The following is a 26,728-nucleotide window of genomic DNA, read 5'->3' on the forward strand; positions in this document are numbered from 1 at the left end:
AGGCTCGTCTCAAAAATCTGAGACGAGCCTTTCAGCTTTAACTATAAATTATCTTTATCTCCAGCCACCGCCCAAAGCCCGGTAAACATTAACCGTAGCATTCAACTGCTGCATTTTGGTTTCGACCAGGTCGAACCTTGATTCCAGGGCTTCCCTTTGTGTAAGCAAAACTTCCATGTAATCCGCCCGGGCTGATGTGAAAAGGCGGTTGGAAATGTTAACGGACTCGGTAAGCGCAGCAACTTCCTGCGATTTCAAATTATAACTGTTAGACAAATTGTCGATGGCCGACAATTGATTGGCAACTTCGATGTAAGCATTTAAAACTGTACGTTCATAATTGTAAACTGCCTGTATCTGCTTGGCGTTGGCGCTTGCATAAGTCGCTTTGATTGCATTTTTATTAATCAATGGACCGGCAAGATTTCCTGCCAGGGAAGCTATCAGCGATTCAGGCAGTTTGGCTATGTAAGCGGGATTAAAAGCCCGGAGACCCAGACCGGCATCCAGACTCAAAGAAGGGTAAAAATTGGCTCTGGCAACTTCTACATCAAGTTTTGCAGCGGTAAGCTCATTTTCTGCCTGTCTCACGTCTGGTCGGTTCTGCAGTATTTGCGATGGAATCCCCGCCTGCATGATATTCGGTATAAGATTGCTAAAGTTAGCACTGTCTCTCTGAACCGGCTGAGGATATCTGCCCAACAAAAAGTTTATTTTGTTTTCCGTTACTGTAATCCGCTGTCTGATATCATATTGCAGGTCTTGCGTATTCAGTACCTGTGCTTCAAACCGCTTAACTGCCAGTTCTGTAACCCGAGTTGCCTCTTTCTGCATTCTCACGATTTTCAGTGCGTTATTCTGAATTTCGATGTTCTGTCTGACAATTGCCAGCTGAGCGTCGAGTGCCAGTAATTCGTAATACGAATTGGCAATTTCTGAAATAAGATTGGTCATCATGAAATTTTTACCCTCCACAGACGCCAGGTATCTCGATACAGCGGCTTTTTTTGCATTCCGCAGTTTGTGCCAGATGTCCACTTCCCATCTTGCAAAAGCGGCGACCTGAAAATCAGGTAAAAATTCCGGCGTCTCTTTTCCCGGCTTGATATCGGTTGTCGCTTCGCTGGCTCCAAGGTTAGTATACCGGCCGATCTTGTCGACACCGGCTCCGCCTCCCAAACCGACAAAGGGCAGATATTCTCCTTTTCTGGCTCTGATTTCCTGTCTGGAAATTTCTATTTCCTGCAAGGTAATGTTCAGTTCCTGGTTGTTTTTAAAAGCTGTATCTATCAGTGCAGTCAGATAAGGATCGGTAAAATATTCTTTCCAGCTGAGTTTTGCTGCGTTGGTAGAATCCTGTGAGCCATTGTAGCTCACAGGTGTTATTTTGTTCTCGGTCTTATGTACCATCGGGGGCACACTGCATCCGGTATAAATCAGGGCGAGGAGTGTTAATCCTGCCCAGTTTAATATTCTGTTATTGCGCATCATTTTGAGTTTCTTGAGTATGAGGAAAAGCATCAACTGCGTGGACAAACTGCTCTGTCAACGAACCGTCCTCTTCATCTTTGATCATTTTTCTGCCGTCAGCCAAAGTGCCGAATATGAAGTACAAGCCAGGAATAATAATTACTCCGAAAATAGTCCCGAACAACATACCACCCATTGCGGATGCTCCAATCGTACGGTTTCCAATTGCTCCTGCACCTGTGGCACTGATTAACGGGATCAAACCTGCAACGAAAGCGAATGAGGTCATTAAAATAGGTCGGAAACGTACTTTCGCTCCTTCAATAGCCGCGTTTAGAATTGTTTCTCCCTGGTGCCGCTTCTGGACGGCGAACTCGACGATAAGTACCGCATTTTTACCTAAAAGACCTACGAGCATGATCAGACCGATCTGAGCATAAATGTTGTTTTCAAGGCCCATCAGTTTTAACAGCAGGAACGAACCGAATACCCCAACCGGAAGCGATAGAACAACCGCCAATGGAATAATGAAACTTTCGTACTGCGCTGCAAGCACAAAGTATACGAATGCCAATACGATCATGAATACGACAAGTGACTCGTTTCCTCGAATCGATTCGTCATAAGAAAGTCCTTCAAAAGCAACATCGTATCCTTTTGGCAAAGTCTTGGCTGCAACTTCCCGGATTGCCTGAATTGCGTCCGCTGTTGTATATCCCTTTGCCGGAAGACCTTGGATCGATGCTGAATTGTACAGGTTAAAACGGGTGATTTCGTTAGGACCCTGGCCTTTTTTTAGTGTCATGAATGACGAGTAAGGCACCATTTCTCCTGCATCATTTTTTACAAACAGCTTTAAAAGATCGGATGGCAATCTTCTGAAACTTGGATCGGACTGCACGTACACTTTAAAGAACTGGTTGAATCTGGTAAATCCTTGTTCGTAAGTACTACCGATCATAATGTTCAGGTTGTCCATCGCTTTTCCGATCGAGACGCCTTTTTGCATAGCCAGCTGATTGTCAATCTGCAATTCATACTGCGGATAGTTCGCAGCGAAGAAGGTAAACAAACCGGTAAGCTCCGGACGTTTTGCCAGATCTTCCATGAACTTCTTGTTGATCTTGTCAAACTCTGCGTAATCGGTATCAGAAGTTTTATCCAGCAAACGCATGGAGAAACCGCCGGAAGTACCAAATCCAGGAATCGCTGGTGGTTCAAAGAATTCAACCACGGCACCAAGTCCTCTTGTCTTGGCTTCCAGTTCTTCCATGATTTCCTTCACATTTTTATCACGGTCATGCCATGGTTTCAGGTTGATCAGGCAGGTACCTGCGTTAGAACCCCGGCCTTCTGTCATAATTTCATAACCAGCCAAAGATGATACGGATTCTATTCCATGAACTTCTTCGCAGATCTTTTGAAGACGTTGTGACACTTCATTGGTTTTTTCAAGTGTCGATCCCGGAGGTGTCTGGATAATGGCGTAAATCGTACTCTGATCTTCGTTAGGAATAAATCCTGCCGGCAAAATTTTGTTCACATAAACGATTCCTGCACAGAACGCCAGTAACACTCCCCAGGTAACAATTCTCCGACTGACAATTCTTTTCAGAAGGCTTACGTATCTTCCTGTAATTTTATCAAAACCGCGGTTGAAACTGTCGAGTACTTTGGTAAGAATATTTTTCTTCCGCTCATGTCCGTGATGATTCTGTAACAGCATGGCACACAGTACGGGTGTAAGCGTCAGGGCGATAAGGGCCGAAATCACAATCGAGCTAGCCATCGTAATCGAGAACTGGCGGTAGAATGTTCCGACAGGACCCGACATAAATGAAATCGGAAGAAATACCGACACCATAACAGCTGTAATCGCGATAATTGCTCCGCTGATTTCACCAAGTACTTTTTTTACTGCGTTGAAGGGCGAAATACCCGGCTCTTCCTCAAATTTGGCATGGACGGCCTCGACGACGACAATCGCATCATCGACCACAATACCAATGGCGAGTACAAGTGCAAAAAGTGTAATCAAGTTGATGGAAAGGCCGAAACCCTGTATCACAAAGAATGCCCCAATCAACGATACCGGAACCGCAAGGATCGGAATTAAAGTTGAACGCCAGTCGCCAAGGAATATAAACACAACCAGGGCTACAAGGATAAATGCATCCCGCAGCGTATCAATAACCTGCTCAATAGACGCATCCAAAAACTGGGAAACGTCATAACTGATTTTGTAATCCACACCGGGAGGAAATGATTCTTTCATCACATCCAGCTTCTTTTTTACATCCTCAATAACATCACTGGCGTTACTGCCATAGTTTTGGCGCAACACGATCGCTGCTGACGGATGACCATCCAGATTGGAGTAAATATCGAAGAATTCACTACCTAACTCAACTTTGGCAATATCCCGTAAGTGAATACTTTCCCCGTTCGAATTTGCCCGGACAATGATATTTTCATACTCCTCCGGTTTGTCATATCGTCCTTTGTAGGTAAGCACATATTCCAGGGACTGCGCAGCAATACCGGAGCTTTGACCGATCCGGCCTGGCCGTCCGACAATACTTTGTTCTCCCACAGCCTTCATTACTTCCTCCGTGGAGATGTTATAGGCCCGCATACGTTCCGGATTTAACCAAAGACGCATCGCATACCTGCGGCTACCCAGAATCTGCGCTCTTGCAATACCGGGGGTACGCTGTATTTCAGGGATCATTTTAACCGTTGCGTAGTTAAAAAGGAATTTTTCATCAATGCTCTTATCCTTGGAATAGAGGTTGACGTACATAAGCATACTTGGCTGAACCGGAGAGATAATAACCCCTTCCCGCTGAACAAGTTCAGGTAAAAGCGGCATAACCTGATCCACCCTGGTTTTAACCCGGATTACAGCCACGTTGGGGTCCGTCCCGGGCTCGAAAATAATCCTGAGCGTAGCTTCACCCGCACTTGTTGCATCAGTAGCAATATAGCGCATATCCTGCACACCATTAATGGCCTGTTCCAGGGTAATCAGGGTAGATTTTACCAGTACATCGGCACTTGCACCCGGGTAAGCAATAAATATGTTAACTGTCGTCGGAGCGATATCGGGAAACTGGGAAATGGGTAATTTCTCAATCGCCAGGATACCTACAAAGACTATCATGATCGAAATCACGATAGCAAATACAGGTCTTCTTATGAATTGATTGAACATTTGTGTTAATTTTTATGATGCCTGATTAATGTCATTCTTCTAGCTGAGAGTCTGTTTAGAATGTTCGCTGACAAGGCTTGCGAAGAACAAAAAAGCGGAGTTGACTATAGTCAATGAGCATTTTTTGTTCGAGTGTAACGCAGCCAGCGGACATTATCGACTGACTATCATTACTCGGCATACAGATTTAAATTTGAGATGACAGAGTCAGGCTTCAGGAATTTGGAATGTATTTTTTCGTTTTCTTTCACCTGCCGTAAACCTTCAAGAAGTATTTTGTCATCCTTGGTCAGACCTGATTTTACGACAAAAATATTTGGCAGCTCTGCTTCAATGGTTATCTCCCTTGACCGGATCACGTTGTTTTTATCCAACACATACACATATTTCTTTTCCAGTACTTCAAAGGTTGCTTTCTGTGGAATGATCAAAGCATTTTTAAGCGGAAGCTTTACCAGGATGTTACCCGTTTCTCCGTGACGTAAAAGTCCTTTTGGATTAGGGAATGTAGCCCTGAATGCGATGTTTCCCGTTTCATTATTGAAGTCAGCCTCAATGGTTTCAACCAGACCGGGATAGTCAAAAAGCTTATTGTTAGCCATTTGTAATTCTACTTTCAACGCGCCGTCCTTGATGATCTGCATTTTATAATCGAGATATTCAGCTTCCGGTACATTGTAATAAACCCACATTTTGCTGTTGTCCGAGAGCGTGGTTAGCAAATCGCCCTCGTTAACAAGACTTCCCAGTCGTCCCTGGAAATGATCCATAATTCCGTTAAACGGTGCTCTGATCTGTGTAAAACTCAGGTGCGCCTTGGCTAATCCCAGTTCTGCTTTTGCTTTGTCCAGTTTAGCTTTACCCAAAGCAAGTTCGTTTTTGGACACCACATTGCTGTCAGCAAGCGATTTCGTGTTTTTGTACTCAATTTCAGCAAAATTAGCCTCAGCCTGAGCTTTTTGTGTTTCAGCCTCGTAAATCATTGGCATAATCTGAAACATCAGTTGTCCTTGTTTTACAGACTGACCTTCGTCTACATAAATCTTCTGTAAATAACCTTTTTCCAAAGCCCGTAGCTCAATGTGGCTGATGGCATGAATTTGCGCTACATACTCCTTTGTGACTAGTGTGTCTTTTTGCAAAGGGCTGGTAACCAGGTATTCCACTTCTTCTTCTTTTTCTTCCTTTTTTGATTCACAGCTTGTAACAAACAAAGTTGCACACAAGCTAATGACCATGAGAATTTTATTCATGATGATTTAGTTGATTATTAAAAAATGGTGTTTTGTAATTCTTTTATTTGTCTGCATTTCGCGGCAACTTATTTTCTGATTTATTTAACTGTCGATGTTCGAATATTAATCGCAACGTTTTGAGCAGGTTACTGTATCAAAGCCTTATAACCCTGAGAATGATATACCTGCACGAAGAGTTATAAAACCAGTGATTGCAAAAGCTCAGTCGTATTTTTAGAAGTGTGTAAAATATTTGCGATGCTCTTGTATAAACCGCAGCGAAATCGATTCTGGCAGCTGTATACGTTCTCGACAAAGAAAGTTCACCACCTTCTTCTTCATCTTTTTCGGTGGAAATCTTAATACTTTTTTCCTGGCTGGAGCATAGATCTGCAAACCTTGGATTACCTGTTTCAGCGTTGAAACAGGAATTAGAATAGACTGAATGGTTGAATTGTGTTAAGGAAACAAGCCTGGTTTGTTCAGCAGGACTGGCAAAACAAAATCCATATCCGCCCAGGAGGATAAGGCAAAGCTTGAATAAATATGTTCTTAATTCATGGATCATTTAGGGGCGATTTTTAAGCAGGTTGAGTAAAATTGTGTCTTTAAACAATTGTAATTTTGGTGCTCATTAGTATTATTCGGTTATAGCTTCAATGGAAAAGACTTTCGTGTCAGTGTGGCGACAGGCCAAATTTGAGTCTGCATTAATGTGAAAGTTCCGGATGACCGGATAATTTTTACCAGTGGTAATATCAAAATTTCATTTTTCATAGAAGTGACCGGAGGTTATTTCAATACAAAAACAGCATACGTTCCTTAATAACACGTTAAAAGCGTGTTAAAAAGGAATTAAAATCGTTTTAGGGCCTTTTTTGACCTGCCTTATTGATATTAAAAACATCGTATCAGGAGGCCTTGAAGGTGTGTTAGTTTTTAAAAAGGGTAGGGCACAGCTTTAAATTGGCGTAATCAGGACCCGGTGCTTTTTTTTTAGGCTTAATCCGCTTATACCAAATTTGAGAGAAGAAAAATGAAATCGGGTACGGAATTTTAAGACTTTTCTAATATTATCCTTCCAATAATTCCCGAATATAAAATGGATTACGCTGAAAAATATCAGAAAAGTAAAGGCAACAATAGCCTCTTGTGGATTTCATTAGCCCTTCTGGGTGGCTTGGTAGCCAGTTATTTCATTTTTCCGGCTTTTAAAGGCGGAATTAACGAGGCGTTTGGCGTGATCACCAGCGAGGATCCGGCAAGGATAAAAATCTGGGTAAAACGGTTTGGCGCCCTGGGACCAATCGTTCTGATTTTAGCGATGACCGCCCAAATGTTTCTCCTGATAATACCCAACCTGCTGTTATTTATCATCGCGATCATATGTTACGGGCCCATCTGGGGATCCTTGATCTGCCTGACAGGTGTCTTTGCTTCTTCGTCACTGGGTTTTATGATCGGCCGAAAACTTGGCCCCGGAGCAATTGACCGATTTGTATCAGAAAAGGCTCAAAAGAAAATATCGGTGTTTGTTAAACGTTATGGCGCCAAAGCAATCGCTATTGCGCGTTTGTCGTCGCTTGCCAGTGATGCTCTGGGCTTTGTCGCAGGTATTTTGGAAATGCAATACAAAAAATTCATCATTGCCACCATGAGCGGCGTATTGCCGGTTATCATACTGATCGCAATCTTTGGTAAAAGCGGAAAGATAGAAAGAGGATTACTTTTAATTGCAGGTATTTCTCTGATTGTCCTTGGAGTTTATATATTTCTGGATAGAAAAAAGCGTCAGGCGGAAATAAATGGACAGTGAATACCGCTCTTTTTTGTCCAAAATTATAATATGCCCTCTCATCGGGTTAAATTTGCCTGAATATTAACTGAACGACATGTCTTTTTACAGAGTTATTACCCATGACACCGCTTTTCACGCCGACGATGTCATGGCTGTTGCCCTTCTCCGTCATGCCGGTTATCAATTTGAGCTAATCCGGACCCGCGACCCGAAAATTCTGGAATCTGCGCTTGCTGAAAACAATTCGTTGGTTTTGGATGTGGGTGGAGTTTATGATCCTTCTATGCTTAACTTTGACCATCACCAGGACCGCAGCCTACTTTCGGCCGCAGGACTGGTTTACGAGCATTTTAAAGAAGAGATATGTCCTGTCGATGCACAGATTTATTTCGGAAGGTTCATTGCTGCGATTGATGCCATGGACACAAACCGTGACAATATATTTGATCTTTGGGCAACACTTCCCAGAGGATTCAAAAATGTCTCGGGAATTTTGGGTGGTTTCAACAGAGAGATAACGGATCCTGAAATGCAGTACGAACAGTTTGGCAAAGCAGTTACTTTTGCGCAGGAAATGATTGTCAATGAGCTGTATTCTTCCTCAAAAAAGGCTAAATCAGAAGCGGCATATCAGCATCGCACAATACTGCCAAATAACGTGGCTGTGTTCGATGAGTTTTCGACGGTTTGGAAAGAAAAAAAGGAGCATGTGTTTGCTGTGTTACCACACGCCAATGGCTGGCAGATCCAAACGGTTGATACGAATATTGCCGTCATTCCGCAAGACATAGCCGGTCTTGAAACCTTTGTTTTTAGACATATTTCAGGCTTTATGGCGGTTATCAAGGATAAAGAAACACTTATAAATTTTGCCTCAAACCTGGATGAGATCGCAGGTCCAAAATGATTATGTTCAAGCAGTCAGCGTTCCATCTTCTAAAAAATCTGAGCGGCGACACGAAACGTATTTGCATGTGCTTCAAGAATAGATTTAAGCTGAGGGGAATAGCCGCCTCCCATACTGCATTGGATGGGTATTCCCTGTTCTGCTGCGGTCTGCAAAACCATTTCGTCACGCTTCCGGCAGCCTTCTAAGGTACATGACATCCGTCCGATTTTGTCTGTATAAAGGATATCCACTCCGGCCTGGTAAAAGATAAAATCAGGTTTTAATTGTTCAATCAGGCCGGGAAGGACCTCTGCCAGGGTTTTAAGGTAAGTTCTATCATTGGTTTTGTCTTCAAGTCCCACATCCAGGTCACTTTTTTCCTTTCTGAACGGGTAATTGTTTTTACCATGAACAGAAAAAGTGAATACACGCGGTTCATTGGAGAAAATATCGGCGGTGCCATTACCCTGATGAACATCCAGGTCGATGATCAGTACCTGTTTTGCCTTATTGTGATCGATCAGGTATTGTGCCGCGACAGCGTGATCGTTGATCATACAAAAACCTTCACCGTGATCACGGCTGGCATGGTGCGTACCTCCTGCAATGTTAAAGGCAATTCCCGTTTGAAAAGCCTCTATTGCTCCCAGCAGTGTTCCGTTGGTGATGATCAGTTCGCGCTCTGCAAGCAGGGGAATTTGTTCGAAACCAATCCGGCGCATTTCCTGACGGCTGAGTTTTCCCTGAACAAACCGGTCCGCATATTCCTGGTCGTGTGCGGCATATACAAATTGCATTTCAATGGGTTTTGGACAAAAGAAATCAGACTGCTCAGCAATTCCTTCCCTCAGTAACTGTAAAGGAAGCAGTTCATATTTGTCCATGGGAAAACGGTGGCCTTCCGGGACAGGAAATTTGTATATGGGATTGTAAGCGATCGGGAACATCTAAACTGAAAATGTAATGGAGCAGAATACAAATTTAGTTCTGCTTTTAGATAAGGTAATGCAAAATTCGATCCAAAAGGTTAGGCGGGAGGCGAATTATGAAAAGGTTGAATCCGGTCTGAATACGAAGCAGGCACTTCTTATTGTTTTGATCACACTGACTTAACAGCCAGCTAATATGCCTTATGTACTTTGGCAGCAGGAAATTCCTGGATAAACGAGCAGAGGTATGTACTGGTATGAAGATGAAGTAGTCAGGGTTGAAAATCAGCAGAGTAAACTCGCAAATGAGCCACAGACTTTATTTTACGGTAGTTCCAGTTTTACTTTGTGGGCTGGTTTGAATGAAGATTTTAAGGATAAAAACCCGGTGAATCTGGGTTTTGGCGGCTCCACGCTGGCAGCTTGCTCCTGGTTTTTCGACCGGATTGTAGCACCTGTCAAATCTGCGAAATCGATAGTTCTTTATGCAGGTGATAACGATCTGGGCGACGGGCGTAACCCTGAGGAAGTGTGTCTGTTTTACAGGCTACTGGTACTCCAAATTCGAAATGCCTTTGGTGATATTCCAATTTTTTATGTCAGTATCAAGCCGAGCCTGCACCGTTGGGAGATTATTGGTAAAATCAAAACGGCTAACCGGCTGATCAGAAATGAGACTGAAAAGGATGCCTCGCAGCATTTCATAGATATTTTTCCATCCATGCTAAACGTAAAGGGCACGCCGGTTAAGAGTTTGTTCGAAGCTGATGGACTTCATCTTAGCGCAGCGGGCTATGTTTTATGGGCCAATTTCATAAATGAATATTTAGACGCAAGTCAGACGAATTCCGGCTTGCAAAACCTGATGTAAATCTTGTTGTTATGCACAGAGCTTATCACAAATGGTTTAGTCCCGTTTTAAACAGGGAAATGGAATTGCTTGTTTTTGGTGAGAGAGGTTTGCCGGTCATATTTTTTCCGACGCGTTCTGCCCATTTTTATGATTTGGAAAACTGGAAAGTTGTTGACGCGATGCAGCAAAAGATCAGTGCGGGCGAAATTCAGGTCTACTGTGTTGACAGTGTAGACCAGGAAAGCTTTTATTCCAATGCTTCCGCAGATCGGAAGATAGTCAGACATATGCAGTACGAAAGTTATATTCTGAATGAAGTGGTTCCTTTGGTAAAAAGACAGAACAAACACAGATCCCTGGCTGCTGCGGGATGCAGTCTGGGCGGTTACCATGCCGTAAACATTGCTTTAAAACATCCGAACATTTTTAACAAAGTTGTTGGCATGAGTGCACGTTACGATCTGACAAAATCCCTCGAATTCTTTGCAGATCTGTTTAACGGGTATTTTGATGAAAATATCTACTACAACATGCCTAACCATTTTGTCCCCCGGATTACAGATAAAAAACTTTTGAATCAACTGGGAAAGATGGATATCACAATGGTAGTGGGCCGTGAAGATTCATTTTTACCTGACAATGAAAAGTTAAGCTATTCGCTAAATCAGATAGGTGTGGGGCACCAGTTTCATGTATGGGAGGAGGAGGCACACAAGCCGCGGTACTGGCGGGAGATGGTGAAACTCTATCTATAACAATTAAAAAATGTTGCGTATATTCGTATAGGTTATGCTCTCACAAGGTAAATTTATTGCCTGTGCGAAGAAAACAGATTGAATCGGTGGCAGAGAAAAAATAAATAGAACGGCACAAATATGTCTCACACGGCTTTACCTGATAAACAGGATAAAACTGTGTGAGACAAGACTTGCATTTATTGTTAGACGCTTTTTACGCCGCTTGCCTGAAGCATGAGCTCATGCAGATCGGTGTTTTTTACAAATGGCATCAGAAGTTCGCTTCCCGGCCCGAAAGCAGCCAGTTCAACAAAATCACCTGAATGTCCCATACTCGCCCAATTGACAGAAATATAGGACGACTGAATCTGCGCCAGCTGCTGAAAAGGAAGTTTGTATGGATTATAAAGGCCGTCGCCATCCATTTTGGTGTAAGCGCTCAACAGTGTCTGAGCCTCAGCTGCTTTGATTGCATAACCCTGAGCAGCTTCGATGCGTTCGATTACCTGGGCGGTCGTAAACTTGTTCGTTATTCCGTTTAGTATCCAGTCATTGGTGTGTTTAAAATGTTGAATTCTGTCGAAATCCTTATCGCTGCCAAACAAGCCCGGGTTGCCGTTTCCATGGTCAGTTGTCATGATTACAAGGGTTTCCTTATCGTTTGCAGCAAATTCCAATGCAACTTTTATCGCATCGTCAAAGGCGATCTGGTCATATAATAATCCGGCCGAATCATTTGCATGTGCTGCCCAGTCTACTTTGCCGCCTTCAACCTGCATGACAAATCCTTTGCTGTTCCGGGATAAAATCTCGATGGTCTTTTGCGTCATTTCGGCAAGTGTTGGGACACTTTTTTGCAGCGCCTCGTCGTGCATCGAGTCAAGCGTGTAAGGAAGGCCATTTTGAGCGTAAAGTCCGAGCACCGGTTTGTCCGTTCTGGCGCTTAGTGCATTCATCTCGTCACGGTTAGCTACGAGCGTGTAGCCTGCTGTATTATATTTTTCGAGTAAATCAACTTTGTCTTTCCGGGTTTCTTTGCTGAAAAATTTACTTCCGCCGCCCATCATCACGTCAAACTTCAAATCCAGATATTGTCCTGCGATTTCATATTCATCGCCCCGGGATTTGTTATTTACACAAAAGCCCGCCGGAGTCGCATGTGTAATGGAAACAGTTGTCACACAGCCAACCGATTTACCTGCCTGTTTAAATTTTTGTAAAATGGGTTTATTAAAACTTCCGTCGGCATTGACGTTCAAAGAACCGTTTGGCACTTTCACGCCTCCGCCCCAGGCCGAACTTCCGGCTGCTGAATCTGTCACCAGCGCATTGGATGAAGACGTATCCATCAGAGCACGCCTTCCCATATTTTCCCGGTAAAGTTTAATCCAGTTGCTTTGGCGTCCGTTTCTGCGCTGCGATAGTAAGCTGGCCATGTTTAATGTGCCGGTACTCATGCCATCACTAACCATAAAAATGATATTTTTGGCAGTTTTCTCCTTACGGGATTGAAGGTTGTTTGCAGTTACGGAAAGCGGGTTGATCAGCGATGTGCCAAGCAGCGCAAGTGAGCCGCTGGTAAAAAAATCTCTTCTTTTCATATTGAACCGGGTAATGCTATAATGCAGATTGATTGTGAATTTTGAATTGATTCCGACCTAAGAATTTCAAAATGTTTATAATCTGCAAAAAACGTCATTGCCCGGTTGAGGATACTGAATTGTGTTTTATGATTGTGTTAAGCTTTTGATCGCGCGATCATTGGCAGCGTTACTATTTAACAATATCCAGCCATGGAAAATGTGTTCTGTTTACCCATCCGTTATTAAGTTTTCAGCAGTCTCGGGAATGAAAAAAGGGCAGACAGTCGAAACTATCAGCCCTTTAAAACTTTTAAAATATTAAATAATCCTGAATTAACTACTTTTTAAACGCAGCCTTCAAAGCATCAGAACCATAGGCCTGTGCATCCTTGGCCTGCGGGATTATGATTGCCATTCCGAAAAATTCATGGGTCACACCATCATAATTTTTGGAGTCCACTTTTACATCTGCTGCTTTTAGTTTTTCTGCAAGCATACGGCCGTCACTAAGAAGCGGGTCGATTTCAGCGGTAACGATCGTTGTCGGCGGAAGTCCTTTCAGATTTGCTGCAACCAGGTTGATCCTTGGATCTTTGGCTTCTCCCATGTTATTAAGATAATTTTTTACAAACCACGCCATCATCGGTTTGTCAAGCGGTTTAGCAGCTGCGTTTTTCTGATATGACTCTGTGTTCATGTCCGAACCCGCAACCGGGTAAACCAGAAGCTGATGAACCGGAAGTTGTACTCCCTTATCCCTTGCCATAATGCTTACGTTTGCCGCCAGGTTTCCTCCGGCACTTTCTCCGGCAACAGCAATCATTTTAGGGTCGCCTTTTATCGCTACAGCATTTTTCAAAGTCCACTCGTATGCGGCAAAAGCGTCATTGTGAGCAGTCGGGAATTTATGTTCCGGAGCCAGCCTGTAAGCAACTGATACAACTACTGCACCTGTCTGCTCAGCCAGCCCTTTGGCAGAAGCGTCGTACACATCAAGATCTGCAATTACAAAACCGCCTCCATGGTAGTAAACAATAACAGGAAAAGGAGCATTGCCTGTTTTAGGTGTGTAGATCCGGGCATGAATGTTACCGCCTTTTACCGGAATTTCTTTGCCGGAGGTGTCGACCATAGAAGCAGGCATAGGAATGTTATTTTCTGCTACAAGAGCCATTACTGCGTCATTAGGTGTATGGTTTTTTCTTGCCTGCTGAGCGGTAAGTTTTGCGATTGGTGTATCCTTGTAGCTTGCCAGTTTTTCGATAACCGCCAACATTTCATCCTTAATATCAGGAGCCCATGCCGGCGCTGCGCTGTCCGGTTTGATGGTTTTTAAAGCTTCCGTAGTATCTTCTGCCACAGCCAGAGAGTCGGTATCAGTTGTTTTCTCGGAAGATCCTCCGCAGGAGAAAAACATTGCCGACATAAGAAATAACGCGGCTATCGAGCTGCGCTGGACGCTATTACGGGTTTCATTTGTTGATTGTTTAAAATGCATATTCATTTTTTTATGGTTTGAAGTTGTGCATACCTACGAAAGATATTAAACTATGGATTTCGTTTCGGGTGGATTTTATAATCAATAGCGAACAATGAAGTTGACTTTCGTTTCTGAAAATGCACTGGAAAATGTTCCGGCAGGAAGTTATCTTGCTTTATTATCTCACTCAGGTTCAAGAGGTTTTGGCGGAACTATTGCTAATACTTATTCCGGTATTGCCATGCAGAAAACGCAGTTGCCGAAAGAAGCGAAAAACCTGGCCTGGCTGGATATGAATACCGAAGAAGGGCAGGAATACTGGTTGGCGATGAATCTGGCTGGCGATTATGCTTCTGCCAATCATCATGAAATACATAATAAAATCGCCAGGTCTTTGAATTTAAATCCAGTCATGCGAATTGAAAACCACCATAATTTTGCCTGGAAAGAAAAACTGGCGGATGGAACCGATGTAATGGTGCATAGAAAAGGCGCAACACCGGCCGGTAAAGGAGTTTTGGGAATTATTCCGGGATCAATGAGTACACCTGGCTTTGTTGTTCGCGGAAAAGGGGAATCTACTTCCCTTAATTCGGCTTCACATGGTGCCGGCAGAATAATGAGCAGAAGCGCTGCTTTCAAAATGATTAACAAGGAAGATGTTGCGCAAAATCTTATTGATAAAAAGATTACACTGATTGGTTCCGGACTGGATGAAGCACCAATGGTTTACAAAGATATTCATGCAGTGATGGCCGCTCAGGCTGATCTGGTTGAAGTGCTTGCCAGCTTTCAGCCAAGAATAGTACGAATGGCAGATCCGAAAGAAAAAGCGGAGGATTAAGGTTTTGAGTTCAAAGTTTTACATTGGCAGTTCATACACATAGAAACAAAATTAAAGATTCCATATCGACTATGCTGGAATACTGCGTAGTCGATATTAACTTTAAACGAAAAGGGTTGGTAATTGTTAAATACTATAAAAAGCAATTTCGTGCTGCTTTGGATTTTAACTTTGTATTATCACAATTCAGATCCATTTAACTACTTCAAAAATTTATCTAAATTAGAGTAGATGTATTCTTCGGCGTATTTAATCTGTTCCTGGGTGAGTGATTTTTGAGCGATTAAATTTGTTCTTAAAACTATACTTTCATCCGTGTCGAGTTCAAATTCTCTTGTGGTTAGTTTATCAGTTATGACAGTATCAGACATGACCAGTTTGATAATAACCGGGTTTTTGTCAAGCCAATCCATTTGTGATCCCCGAAAGCCCTGATACGTTAAAATCTCAAAAAAATCATGATAAGGCTGTGAAAATTTGAGGAACAGTAAAGTCAGACCGGAATAATATTTTATTTCCAGATTGATCTTTGCAGCCTCGTCGAGTATGTTATCAGGAAAGTTTGTGTTCTTCAGGATTATATTTAAACTGTCAGATGTTGGTTGTAATCTGGCAAAATCCGGTGTTGAAAACATGTACAGAGGTTGAGGTTTTATTTTAAACAGTTTATGATTGCATCGGAAGATAAATGCCGAAAACTGCACCCTGATCCGGCTGGCTTGTTGCAGTGATCGCACCTCCGTGATTGGCAATAACCCTTTCGCAGATTGCCAGGCCTATTCCTGTACCCGGGAATTCATTTTGACCGTGAAGCCGTTGAAACACCTCGAAGATTCTGCCGGCATGCTGCGGATTAAAACCGGTTCCGTTATCTGCTATTTCAATACAGTGGTAACTGTCTGTTTTGCCAACAGGATTTACGGTAGAAGGCAGATTTGATTGTGCAACTTCTTTGTGGCTAATCCGGATTTGAGGAATGTTGCCTGCAATCCTGAATTTGATGGCATTGCTGATCAGGTTTTGAAATACCTGACCTAGCTGGCTCTGATCACCATAAATCATTGGCAATGGTTCTGTAATGATTATAGCACCGCTTTCCTGTACCGCCAATTCAAGATCGTCAAGTACCGTTTTTACTACCCAGCTCAACGATACTTTTGCAGGAGTCTCATCCCGGACTGTTATACGTGAAAAAGCGAGCAGATCACGTATCAGTGAGGACATTCTTCCGGCGGCGGATTGCATCCTGTTCAGATATTCCGTACCGGCACCCAGATTTTCCGCATGCCGTTTATGGAGCAGATCGCCAAAGGACTGGATTTTTCTTAACGGTTCCTGCAAATCGTGTGATGCCACGAAAGCAAACTGTTCAAGACTGGCATTCGATTTCTTCAATATTTCATTACTTGCAAACACTTTTTGGTTTAGTTCAAGTAAAGAGCGGTTCGCTTCCAAAAGCTGGTCAGTACGTTCGGAAACCAGTTTTTCCATATTTTCTTCCAAAGCTTTTTGCTTGGAAATATTGCGTGTTGTTCCCACCATTTTTACGGGATTACCCTCCTCGTCATAAACGCATTTTCCGGATGTTGAAATCCAGGCAATGTGTCCATCCGGCCATTTTACCCGGTATTCTGCCTGATAGACTCCCTTTGTAAGCACTGCATTTTCAACCAAATCAAGCATTTTCTGACGCTCATCCGGTAAAATACATTCCACCAGTTCAGAAAAGTTTAAAAGTGCTTTCGAGGGCAAACCGTAATTGGCCTTAAAAAGGTTTGTAGAACTGATGATACCGGTTTGTAAATGAAGGGCATAAGATCCCAGATTACCAGCCAGCAAAGCCATTTCAAGATGTTGATTCGTTTCGAGAAGTTCGTCCTGAGATTTTTTAATAATTACTTCATTCTCTGTCTGTTTGTCTATTACCTTGTCAAGCAGCGCATTGCGTTCTTCCAGCTGACGCTTTGCGGATTTTAGTTCGCTGTTGGTCCTTCTTAGTTCCAAAAGTTTAACCACCTGATTGGCAAGAGTCTGTAAGGCAGAAAGCTGTCCCGCTGTAAGTTTTTTTGGTGCATGGTCGATCACACAAAGTGAGCCGAGCGCAAATCCATTTGAATCCACCAAAGGAACTCCCGCGTAAAATATCACATAAGGATCGCCTGTAACGAGAGGGTTATCCAGAAACCGGGTGTCCTGTCGTGAATCATTGACGATCATAATTTCGTCCGGATTAATTATTGCATGGTTGCAAAAGGCATATTCACGCGGTGTTTCGCTGACGTCGAGTCCGTGGTGTGATTTAAACCATTGTCTTGTGTCATCAAGTAAACTGATCAGCGAAATTGGCGTCTGGCAGATTTCCGAAGCCAGTTTTGTTAAATCGTCGTACTCCTGCTGAGGCAGTGTATCAAGTATGTTATAACTGTTTAAGGCAGCTATTCTGTTTTCTTCTCCGGGCAATATTTTTGGGTTTTCCATAATCAGGCCGGAAAATAGATGCTGAAAGTTGCTCCCTTTCCGGGCTGGCTGCTTGCCGAAATTGCACCGCCATGATTAGCCGCAACGCGTTCACAGATGGCCAGACCTATGCCTGTTCCTTCATATTTTTCATTCGCGTGGAGCCTTTGAAAAACTTCGAAAATCCTTTCCGCATACTGCTCGCTAAAGCCTACACCGTTGTCTGTAACTTCAATACAATGGTAATTTGACGTAACCCTTGTTGGAAGAACTTTTCCAGGCAATTCAATGGCGGTCAGCATTTTGGCAGAAATATGTATTTTGCTGGCAAGATCTTTACGCCGGAATTTTATGGCATTGCTGATCAGGTTCTGAAACAACTGGCCAAGCTGGGATTCTTCGCCACGAATCATAGGGAGCGGATCGGAGGTTACCTCGGCACCGGATTCCTCAATAGCCAGGTCAAGATCCGTCAATACCGTTTTGAGAACCCAGGTAAGGGAAACCGGAATGTCGTTATCCTGCTGGACTGAAATGCGTGAAAAAGAAAGCAGGTCTTTGATCAGATTTGACATTCGTTTTCCTGCCAGCTGTATTCTCTGCAAATGGTCAATACCATCTCCTAAAGCTTCGGCATGACGGCGCATAATCAGGTCTGAAAAGGCCTGAATTTTCCTTAAGGGTTCCTGCAGATCGTGTGAAGCGATGTAAGCAAACTTCTGCAGGTTTTCGTTTGACTTGATCAGCAGACTGTTAGATTCGGAAAGCTCTTCATTAATAGCATAATATTCCTCATTTATCGCTGCCATTTCTTCATTTGCAGTGGCAAGTTCTTCGGTTCTTTCCTGTACTTTTTGTTCCAGTGCAAGTTGTCTTTTCCGGATTTCTGTGACATCCTGTGCACTTCCAATTAATTTATAAGCTTTTCCGTGCTGGTTATAAAATGCTTTTCCCTGTGCCCTAACGATACGTTCCTTCCCGGTTTGGGCCGCTTCGAGGGTATATTCAACATCGTACATGCCATCCGTTCCCGGTGTGATGGCATGAGTTATTGAAGTCTTTATCAGTTCGCGATCAGAAATTCTTACAGGTACATAAGCTCTGTCAACAGTGATAATTTCATCCGGCCCAATACCAAACCAGGTTTTCAATTTTTCTGAATAGGTAAGGATTTTTGTTTCAAGATCTATTTCCCAGGTTCCTAAATCTGCCAGCTCCACAGCTCCGCGCAGTGCAGCTTCCGCCTCCTGAATGGATTTTCTTGCCAATACCTGCTGTGTAACATCCGTGGCAATAACCAAGATGCCGCTTACGGATCCGTCAAGCTCCTTTTGAGCCTGATAAATGAGGTCTACATAAATCGTTTCAAGCTCATTATTTCGGAGAAGTTCGACGGGCTGTTCTTGAGAAATAAAAGGAATGCCGGTGTCAATAACATTTCTTAAAAGCCCGTCAAATCCCTGGCCATCGAGTTCAGGCAGCGCTTCCAGCAGCGGTTTGCCAATGATTTTTTCTGCGGGTCGTCCTACCAGATCGCCATAAAAAGGATTGGCCATTGTAAAGGCCAGATCTTCTTTACGTATCATGGCAATGGCAACCGGCGATTGTTCAAATAAAGCGAGCAGCTCCATACGGCTCTTTTCAATCTTTTGCTGCTCATGGATCTTTTCTGTTACATCAATGGCTATATCCAGAATGGCATAAACTTTTCCATCTGCATCAAAAAGAGGGGAGTACGTAATGTTATAGAAATTATTGGTCATCACACCCTGTTGCACAATATCAACCTGTATGCCGAAGCTCTGATACATTTTTCCCGATGTGAACACATCGTCCAAAATCTGTAAGAAAGCCTGATTTTCAAGTTCTGGCATTACTTCACGAAGCGGCTTTCCGACAATGTCACCGCCTTTTCCAACAATGTCAATAAATGCCTGGTTTGGCATATCGACAACCAGATCACGGCCTACAAAAAGCCCGATTGCTGCCGGTGCCGTAGCGATCACCGAACGCAGCCTGTCCTCACTTTCTTCGAGTGCCCTGCGTGCAAGTACCTGCTCGGTAACGTCTACGGCCATGTCCATGACCGCGTAAACATCTCCGGTGGCATTACGAATCGGTTTATAGCTAAAATCAAAATAATAAGTTCCTAAAATACCATTCCTTTCCAGAACCGCAGCTTCACCCTTGCCTTCGTAGGTTTCGCATGTCTCATAGACCTGCCTAAGCAAATCCGGAAACGGCTGGTCAGACAATTCGGGAATTGCCTGTGAAAGCGGTGTTCCGATTGCTCCGGAACCCTTACCCCAAATATCAAGCATCAGATTGTTGGCAAGGCCGATCTTCATGTCTTTACCTTCAAAAAGGCAGGTGGCAACTGGGGCTTGCTCTATTAACGATGCAAGTTTTGCTTCGTTTTCCTGAAGCTTTTTAATCAGTAAAACCTGGTCGGTAACATCCTGGACAATGCCCGTGAAAAGCTCTGTTTGCCCATTTTTGTCAAAATAAGCCTGACCTGTAAAACGAACCCACCGGATTGGCTCTTTATCAGATTGTGTTAAACGGAAAGAATGTTCAAATATTCCGGACCCTATTGGATCCAAAGCATTTTGGATCGCTTCTTTTATAACGGGTGCCTCGTGCGGATGAATACGGCTAATTGCATCTTCAAAAGAAACAAAATCTGAGTCAGGCAGGCCTAATAGTTCGCGGCAGCAATCATCCAGATTTAATGTATTCGTTGCTGTATGAAGCTCCCAGGTACCCAAACGGGCCGCTTTCAAAGCAAGTTCTTTATTCAGGCTCTCTTTGATGGCACTACGCCCGGAAGAATTATTGCCAGCCATTAATTTATTGTCTTTTTAATATTGACCCTGCGCAGTAAATGCGGTGATTAGAGTAATGAACCTGATTGGATATAGTCAGTCTCAGCGATAAATTTGCCAGCAGCTTTACAAAAGGCCTGAGCCAAACAACATTGCGACCACCAATTTGGTATGTGGCTTAACTGAGATAACTATTCCGGTTTTGATCAGAAAAAAAGTGTACCTATAAAGATGATTGTTGGCTCTAATTCATTTTATAGGTACTGCCATTGAAGAAATTTAAACCTTATTCTTTGTATAACTAAATGGTTTTTAGGTTTTTAGCTAAATTTACAAAACCTTCAAAAGTGTCCGGTTTAGTGAAAAAGCTGTTTATGCCTGCTTGAAGGGCACGTTCGGCAAGCGACGGATCGGAGGAAGTCGAAACCATAATTGCCTGTACTGAGGAAAATCTGGGATTTTTTCTAATGGCTGTGATTGCTTCAAGCCCATTCATCATAGGCATATTCATATCCAGTAAAATCAAAGCCTGTGACGGATCAGTCAGCGATTCGATGCTACTGAGTAATTCAAGTCCGTTAGCAGCTTCAATAAAAGTAATCTGTTTATAAATTTCATTAATGGCTTCTTTAATCAGGAAGCGGTCATCAGGATCGTCGTCTGCTAAATAAATTGTGCTGCTATTCATAGAGGAAATTGTGTGACCGAACTAAAATACCTGGTCAAAGTATCAGGATTATTCTGCGTTATTTAAAATAAAGCCGTAAAGGTAATTACTTGCCGGAATTTTGTAATCTTTCCTGTCGGTTAATTTTACTGTCTGACGTGTGGTCAGCGCTAACTTTCGTATAATCCAATAAATCCTGACCTTAACGGCTGATGTAGGTCCTGTTAAAAGTTAAATTTTGACTTTAGTAAATTGCGGTTATGATTCAGGATATGTAAAAAGCACAGTAACTTAATTATCTTGTTATTATAATAAGGGCACCGGATATACCCAATGCCCTTAATGCAAAACTCTACTCTACGGCCAACCGGGTAAGGTGGCCAATCACTTCTGTAAAGTAAACGAAGTCAGTTTACATATCGCTGACGATCCTGATGATCTAATTTATTTCTAATACTAAATATCAATACCCCGGATTCTGAATGAGCTTTTTGTTTTTGTTGATTTCATCCAGTTTGATTGGCAGAAAATAATTCCGGTCCACCCAGGCACGCTGCTGTACTTCAATGATTTTGTATGTAGGCTTCGCAGACGTGGTTTTATCATCTTTCAGTTTATAAGTTGCTTCCACGCCACGGCCATTGGAATATACCTGAGGAGCGATCATCCAGCGTCTGACATCAAAGAAGCGCTGCTCTTCATAGGCCATTTCTACCCGGCGTTCATTTTGATAACGTTTCATTAACGCCGCTCCGGTTTCGGTTATATCCGGCATGGCAGCACGTTTACGAATCATGTTAAGATATTTTTTTGCTTCCACATCTTCTCCCAGGTTGATGCACGCCTCGGCATAATTCAGCAGAATTTCGGTATACCGGATAAACCGCCACGGTACCTCAGAACGGAAGAACTGTGCATCGACGGCCGGATCCATAAACTTTTTAAGGTAGTAACCAGAGTAGGTGCCATTCCAGTCTTCAATAGGTCCTTTTCGGGTATCCAGCCCGGCCACCACCTCCATTTTTGACGTGGCTGCGTTCCATTTTTCCCAGTAACCTACCTGAATAATTCCTTTAGGGTCTTTATCGATAACATCGGCAGGTCGCTGACGCCATTGTGCCCCTTCGAAAAGTATATCAGCGTACAACCGCGAATCCCTTCCAACGTACGGATCGGCGGCATGGGCAGGGTTAGTCCAGGAAAATTTGGTGCCATCCTTCATCTCATAATCGTCGACCAGCTGACCGAGCGGCGTGTTTCCGCCCCAGTTGTGGTAGCCATTAGGGCCATTTGATCGGCCCGGCCACGCGCCGTCATTATCCAGCTTGGCTAAAAAGAAACGTACATGAATGTCCTCCGATGATTGTTTGGAAACGAACATATCCGCTCTGTTTTTGGACGCATCGGCAATGGTTGCAGGATTTGGCGCATTTAAACTGTAAACACCTAAATCCATCACAGCCTTGGCAGCATCTTTTGCCGCCTTCCATCTTGCCGTTCTCTCACCGCCTTTGTATCCGATCAGTTCAGTGTTTGCATAACCGGCTGCCCAGGTTGGGTTTGCATAAAGGTCACTTGCCGCATAAAGCAGTGTGCGGGCTTTGAGTGCAAGCGCTGCGCCTTTGGTGGCTCTTCCCAGATTGCCGGCAGACTGTGTTAAAGGAAGCAGGGCAGCCGCTTTGTCACATTCATCGGCAATAAATTTGATGCATTCTTCATAAGTATTTCTGGGTACCGCATAATCTTCGTTCAGCGCATACGCCTGTGTGATAATGGGCACACCGCCATAAACAGAAACCAGATTGTGATACAGATAGGCACGGACGAAATGCTCTTCGCCCATGTACATTTTTTTTGTTGCATCATCGAGCGTGGTTGCCGTTTCTATTTTGGAAAAAAACAAATTGCAGGCGCGAATGTTCTTATAAACGTTGTCCCAGACATAATAGGCAGCTCTGTCATAAGCCCAGTCGTTGATGTCGCTGGAATTGATCAGTCCTTTTGTAACATTCACAACCGGTCCCCAAACAGCCATCGACTCGTCACTGTATGTCGAAAACATCACATTGTTAAACCCATGCCCCAGTCCGCGGTAGGTATTGTTAATAAATGTCTGGATTAAAGCTGCATCATTCCAGACAGCATCATCTGAAAACTGGTCCTGAGGTTGCTTGTTGAGAAAATCCTGCTGGCAGGAAGTGTTATTCCAAAGCAGCAGTACAACGGTTAGCAAAACGATTATTTTTTTCATCTTGATATCAGTTAAAATGTCAGCGAAAGACCGCCATTGACAACTCTGGCCAGCGGATAATTGATTCCTCCCGTATTATTATCCTCCGGATCAAAACCTTTCAGGCCAGGGCAATAAGTGGCAAGATTGTTACCATTCACATAAAAACGTAAGTTCTGAAGTCCCAGGCGGGTAGCTAGGCCCGATGGTATCGTATAGCCGAATTCGAGATTTTTAAGTCTTACATAGTTGGTATTATGCAACAGGTAAGTGTTTCTCTGTGACCGCCAGTATTCGTCGCTTCGGTTGCTTGCGCGTGGTTTGCTTGCATTGATGTTATCGGGTGTCCATCTTCCGTCAAAGTCTTCTTTCCAGTAATTTCCAAAATCACCGCTTTCCAGAGAAAGGTATCTCAATGCCCCGGTTGCAGCCTGGAACAGGATTGATAAATCAAATCCTTTAAACTGTAGATTGGTACCAAGTCCACCCTGAAAACGCGGTACGTCGGTTTTGTAATTACGAACGCGGTCGTTGGCGTCAATTTTCCCATCTTCGTTTACATCTCTGAATATCACATCACCCGGGCGGGCACCGCCCCAGTGTGGATAATTGTCGACTGCTGACTGGTCTTTGAAAATGCCGATCGATTCATAGTACAAATCCCGGTCAGGATCAAAAGGCTGATTTTGGTCGGCTGGTTTGGTTGGCAGCGGATGACCGGTTATGAGCTGATAATCAGGTCTTCCGGGTGATTCGTCAATAAAATTAACCTTGTTGATCGCATACCCGCCGTTTACAAAGAATGTGTATTTCAGATCACCACCTTGTCCGCGGTAGGAAACATTAAAATCAAATCCTTTATTGGAAGTCTTTCCTATGTTCTCGCTGGGCAGAGTCAGTCCGGTGGAAGAGGGGACGGAAGCATTTCTTTTCCAAAGCAATTTTGAACGGCGATAGTCAAATACATCAAAGGTGATGTTCAGCCGGTCGTTCAAAAGACTTGCGTCAAAGCCAATGTCGGCCTGGTTCGCAACTTCCCAAGTAACATTTGGATTCGGGATCCGTGTTTCTCCCAGGGTTTTACTTTCTGTTGTTACGCCATAAACCATATTCTGGGTCTGAAATCCGTAGGTTCCCAGATACTGCCATTCTTCAATGCGGTCATTACCGGTTTGTCCCCAGGAAGCACGCAGTTTAAACTGGTTAATAAATCCAAGATTGTTTTTCCAGAACTCTTCTTCCGAAACTCTCCATCCGGCTGAAACACCAGGGAAAAAACCAAAACGTTTTGCTTCGGGGAAAATGTAGGATCCATCCACCCGCCACACAAATTCTACCAGATATTTTTCTTTGAAACCGTAATTGACCCGGCCAAAATAATTCATCCTTGCACTCTGATAAGCCGTACCGGTGTTGTCTTTTTCTGCATCACCACCCGCATTGAGCTGATCGAGTGAGTTGGACACAAAGTAGCGGCGATAGGCTGAGAACTTGTCGCCGTTTCCGGAACGCTTTTCGGTACCTACCAAAAATTTGACCATGTGATTGGTGCCAAATGCTTTTTCGTAGTTTAAATAACCATTCAGCAAAATATCCTGTTTGTCTTCCATATACTCATTCAGGTTCGGGTCACCGACACCCTTTTTTCCTCTTACCAATATTGGTTGTCCGTTGGCATCCCGGCTTGTTCCGTCCCAGGAATTCAGATACCATGGTGTCTGGAACCGTTTACGGAAATTAAAACCTTTGTCAATACCTGTGTTTCCGGTCAGCGAAAGTCCCTGTATCCATGGAATTTTTACATTAAGCTGAATGGTACTGTTGAGCACATACCATTTGTCCCGGTCGTAGCCTGTTTGGTTGGTGCTGACCACCACCGGGTTATTCCCGTATTCAATATCGGGTCCGGTAGCTCCGTTTGGCCAATAGGCAGGCATGTTGGGTTTTCCTCTCATGACCATCCACAAAATATCTCCGGCGGAGCGGGTTGGATAGTTTTTATCTTCCATACGGCCCGAAACATCAAAACGCAGGTTGATATTTTTAGTAATTGTTGCATCCAAATTCGTACGGAAATCGTGCTGGGTGTATTTGGTTGCGCTGTTTTTATAATACCCGTCCTGTGTTTTTGTTCCAAGGGAAACAAAATAGCGAACTGCTTCACTTCCTCCCGAAACTGTCGCATTGTAAAAATGCTGACCCGACCATTTTTTGTAGATGGATTCGAACCAGTCCGTATTGGGATACTTCCATAAATCAGATCCGTCCGCAAATTTAGCAATGTCCTCAGCGGTGTAGCGCGGCGAGCGGTTACGGTAAAGATCAACTTCATTAAGCGCTTGAGCATATTCAGCCGCATTGGTCATCTCGGGAAGGATCGTTGGCTGGCTGAAACCCTGGTTTGCGTTGAAAGTAATAGTCGGCTTGCCGGTTTTTCCTCTTTTGGTAGTAATCAAAATAACACCGTTCGCTGCCTGCGCACCATAAATAGCTGCCGATGCATCCTTGAGGACCGAAATTGTTTCAATGCTGTTTGGGTCAATCCTGTCCAGCGAGCGGCCGGGAATCCCGTCGACCACTACCAGTGCATCATTGTTACCCAGCGTGTTAACGCCACGGATACGAATTGTAGAACCGTCCTGGCCCGGCTCACCACTTCTCGACACCAGGGTAACGCCGGGCAGCCTTCCTGCAAGACTGTTACTGACATTTACCGCCGGTGACTTGACAATATCTGTTCCTTTTACTGTTGTTACCGAGCCGGTTAAGGTTTCTTTCTTTTGCTCACCATAACCTACAACAACGATTTCTGTCAGTGCCTGGGCATCGGTCAAAAGTTTTACGTCAATTACGTTACGCGATCCGACAATTACTTCCTGTTTTACAAAACCAACATAACTGAATACCAAAACAGCGTTTGCGTCAGGAACGGTAATCGTATACGAGCCGTCTGAATCAGTGGTTGTTCCGGTATTGCTTCCCTTTATCAGAATACTCACGCCTGGTAATGGCGATCCGTTTTCTTCCGATACTTTTCCTTTTAAGGCAATCTCAGCAGTGTGCTTGGCAGACAGAGCATTTGTCGAAATACTTAAAAAAAGCAGTAGCGGCATAATAACCAAGGCAATACGCTCATAATTAACAGCATATAGCTTTCCTGTGTAAATGAATTTTCTCATAAATCATTTATTTAAACGGTAGTTTACAAAAGCCAAAATTTATATAGAGGGGTAGGCTGCGCAGGCTGGCCAGTTCAGCCGGTCGCGCTTGAAGTCGTCAGTCGTGCATATAGCACTATTGATTTATCATAGGCAGCAGATGTTTAATGAAAAAAATACAACAACCTACCGGCAGCTGCAGCAGCCGGATCAAAGATTTTACTGAAGTGAGGAGATTAGATACTCAGGCCGCTATCCGTTCGCTGAGCAATTGTTTGGTCTGTGCTTAAATATTTTACCAGTTTCAAACAGAGGAATCTGATTTCTGAAACAATTTTAGATGAAGTTCTAAGACCGTG

At 43.6% G+C, this 26,728-nt stretch carries 19 protein-coding genes; 6 read left to right on the forward strand and 13 right to left on the reverse strand.

The genetic code is table 11. The features are described from left to right. Positions 1 to 54: 54 nt before the first annotated feature. The 4 genes from E0F88_RS04415 to E0F88_RS04430 form a co-directional block, all read right to left on the reverse strand. The gene (locus tag E0F88_RS04415; RefSeq protein ID WP_131957635.1) at positions 55 to 1,488 is read right to left on the reverse strand and encodes a TolC family protein; all 1,434 of its coding nucleotides are present in this window, start codon (positions 1,486 to 1,488) and stop codon (positions 55 to 57) included. Continuing rightward, positions 1,478 to 4,684: an efflux RND transporter permease subunit gene (locus E0F88_RS04420; RefSeq protein WP_131956915.1), complete on the reverse strand. Its 3,207-nt coding sequence runs from the start codon at positions 4,682 to 4,684 to the stop codon at positions 1,478 to 1,480. The genes E0F88_RS04415 and E0F88_RS04420 overlap by 11 nt, the downstream gene beginning before the upstream one ends. A gap of 170 nt (positions 4,685 to 4,854) precedes the next feature. Continuing rightward, positions 4,855 to 5,937: an efflux RND transporter periplasmic adaptor subunit gene (locus E0F88_RS04425; protein WP_131956916.1), complete on the reverse strand. Its 1,083-nt coding sequence runs from the start codon at positions 5,935 to 5,937 to the stop codon at positions 4,855 to 4,857. Between the two features lie 136 nt (positions 5,938 to 6,073). Next, the gene (locus E0F88_RS04430) at positions 6,074 to 6,487 is read right to left on the reverse strand and encodes a hypothetical protein (RefSeq protein WP_131956917.1); all 414 of its coding nucleotides are present in this window, start codon (positions 6,485 to 6,487) and stop codon (positions 6,074 to 6,076) included. A 534-nt stretch (positions 6,488 to 7,021) separates the two neighbouring features. On the opposite strand from E0F88_RS04430, the gene E0F88_RS04435 reads away from it, so the two are divergent. Then, positions 7,022 to 7,735, forward strand: coding sequence for a TVP38/TMEM64 family protein (locus E0F88_RS04435; RefSeq protein ID WP_131956918.1), 714 nt, complete (start codon positions 7,022 to 7,024; stop codon positions 7,733 to 7,735). 76 nt (positions 7,736 to 7,811) lie between these two features. After that, complete coding sequence (locus E0F88_RS04440; protein WP_131956919.1) at positions 7,812 to 8,624, forward strand: MYG1 family protein; 813 nt, start codon at positions 7,812 to 7,814, stop codon at positions 8,622 to 8,624. A 29-nt stretch (positions 8,625 to 8,653) separates the two neighbouring features. On the opposite strand, the gene E0F88_RS04445 is transcribed toward E0F88_RS04440, so the two are convergent. Continuing rightward, a complete protein-coding gene (locus tag E0F88_RS04445; RefSeq protein ID WP_131956920.1) occupies positions 8,654 to 9,553 on the reverse strand; it encodes a histone deacetylase family protein in 900 nt (299 codons plus the stop codon). Between the two features lie 16 nt (positions 9,554 to 9,569). Here E0F88_RS04445 and E0F88_RS33595 point away from each other — a divergent pair, with 16 nt between their 5' ends. The 3 genes from E0F88_RS33595 to E0F88_RS04455 all read left to right on the forward strand — a co-directional run bounded on the left by E0F88_RS33595 (position 9,570) and on the right by E0F88_RS04455 (position 11,143). Then, positions 9,570 to 9,719, forward strand: coding sequence for a hypothetical protein (locus E0F88_RS33595; RefSeq protein WP_165939992.1), 150 nt, complete (start codon positions 9,570 to 9,572; stop codon positions 9,717 to 9,719). Positions 9,720 to 9,782: 63 nt separating this feature from the next. Further along, a complete protein-coding gene (locus E0F88_RS04450) occupies positions 9,783 to 10,406 on the forward strand; it encodes a GDSL-type esterase/lipase family protein (protein ID WP_131956921.1) in 624 nt (207 codons plus the stop codon). 11 nt (positions 10,407 to 10,417) lie between these two features. After that, positions 10,418 to 11,143 carry an esterase family protein gene (locus tag E0F88_RS04455; protein WP_131956922.1) on the forward strand — a complete coding sequence of 242 codons (726 nt, stop codon included), beginning with the start codon at positions 10,418 to 10,420 and terminating at the stop codon, positions 11,141 to 11,143. Between the two features lie 185 nt (positions 11,144 to 11,328). Here the strand turns inward: E0F88_RS04455 and E0F88_RS04460 are convergent, their stop codons facing one another. Next, positions 11,329 to 12,726 carry an alkaline phosphatase gene (locus tag E0F88_RS04460; RefSeq protein ID WP_131956923.1) on the reverse strand — a complete coding sequence of 466 codons (1,398 nt, stop codon included), beginning with the start codon at positions 12,724 to 12,726 and terminating at the stop codon, positions 11,329 to 11,331. Between the two features lie 319 nt (positions 12,727 to 13,045). Further along, positions 13,046 to 14,212: an alpha/beta hydrolase gene (locus tag E0F88_RS04465; protein WP_229213675.1), complete on the reverse strand. Its 1,167-nt coding sequence runs from the start codon at positions 14,210 to 14,212 to the stop codon at positions 13,046 to 13,048. Between the two features lie 88 nt (positions 14,213 to 14,300). On the opposite strand from E0F88_RS04465, the gene E0F88_RS04470 reads away from it, so the two are divergent. Continuing rightward, entirely contained in the window at positions 14,301 to 15,032 is a 732-nt protein-coding gene (locus E0F88_RS04470; RefSeq protein WP_220466231.1) for an RtcB family protein, read from the forward strand. 200 nt (positions 15,033 to 15,232) lie between these two features. Here E0F88_RS04470 and E0F88_RS04475 read toward each other — a convergent pair whose 3' ends face one another. The 6 genes from E0F88_RS04475 to E0F88_RS04500 form a co-directional block, all read right to left on the reverse strand. Then, a complete protein-coding gene (locus E0F88_RS04475) occupies positions 15,233 to 15,667 on the reverse strand; it encodes a hypothetical protein (RefSeq protein WP_131956924.1) in 435 nt (144 codons plus the stop codon). Positions 15,668 to 15,698: 31 nt separating this feature from the next. Then, the gene (locus E0F88_RS04480; protein ID WP_131956925.1) at positions 15,699 to 17,510 is read right to left on the reverse strand and encodes a GAF domain-containing sensor histidine kinase; all 1,812 of its coding nucleotides are present in this window, start codon (positions 17,508 to 17,510) and stop codon (positions 15,699 to 15,701) included. A 2-nt stretch (positions 17,511 to 17,512) separates the two neighbouring features. After that, positions 17,513 to 20,335, reverse strand: a complete 2,823-nt coding sequence (locus E0F88_RS04485; RefSeq protein WP_131956926.1) for a PAS domain-containing sensor histidine kinase — start codon at positions 20,333 to 20,335, stop codon at positions 17,513 to 17,515. Positions 20,336 to 20,615: 280 nt separating this feature from the next. Continuing rightward, positions 20,616 to 21,002: a response regulator gene (locus E0F88_RS04490; protein WP_131956927.1), complete on the reverse strand. Its 387-nt coding sequence runs from the start codon at positions 21,000 to 21,002 to the stop codon at positions 20,616 to 20,618. Positions 21,003 to 21,444: 442 nt separating this feature from the next. Next, entirely contained in the window at positions 21,445 to 23,232 is a 1,788-nt protein-coding gene (locus tag E0F88_RS04495; protein WP_131956928.1) for a RagB/SusD family nutrient uptake outer membrane protein, read from the reverse strand. 11 nt (positions 23,233 to 23,243) lie between these two features. Further along, positions 23,244 to 26,390, reverse strand: a complete 3,147-nt coding sequence (locus tag E0F88_RS04500) for a SusC/RagA family TonB-linked outer membrane protein (protein WP_220466232.1) — start codon at positions 26,388 to 26,390, stop codon at positions 23,244 to 23,246. Positions 26,391 to 26,728 lie beyond the last annotated feature (338 nt).

Origin of the sequence: Dyadobacter psychrotolerans (assembly GCF_004349265.1) — a bacterium.
Lineage (GTDB): Bacteria > Bacteroidota > Bacteroidia > Cytophagales > Spirosomataceae > Dyadobacter > Dyadobacter psychrotolerans.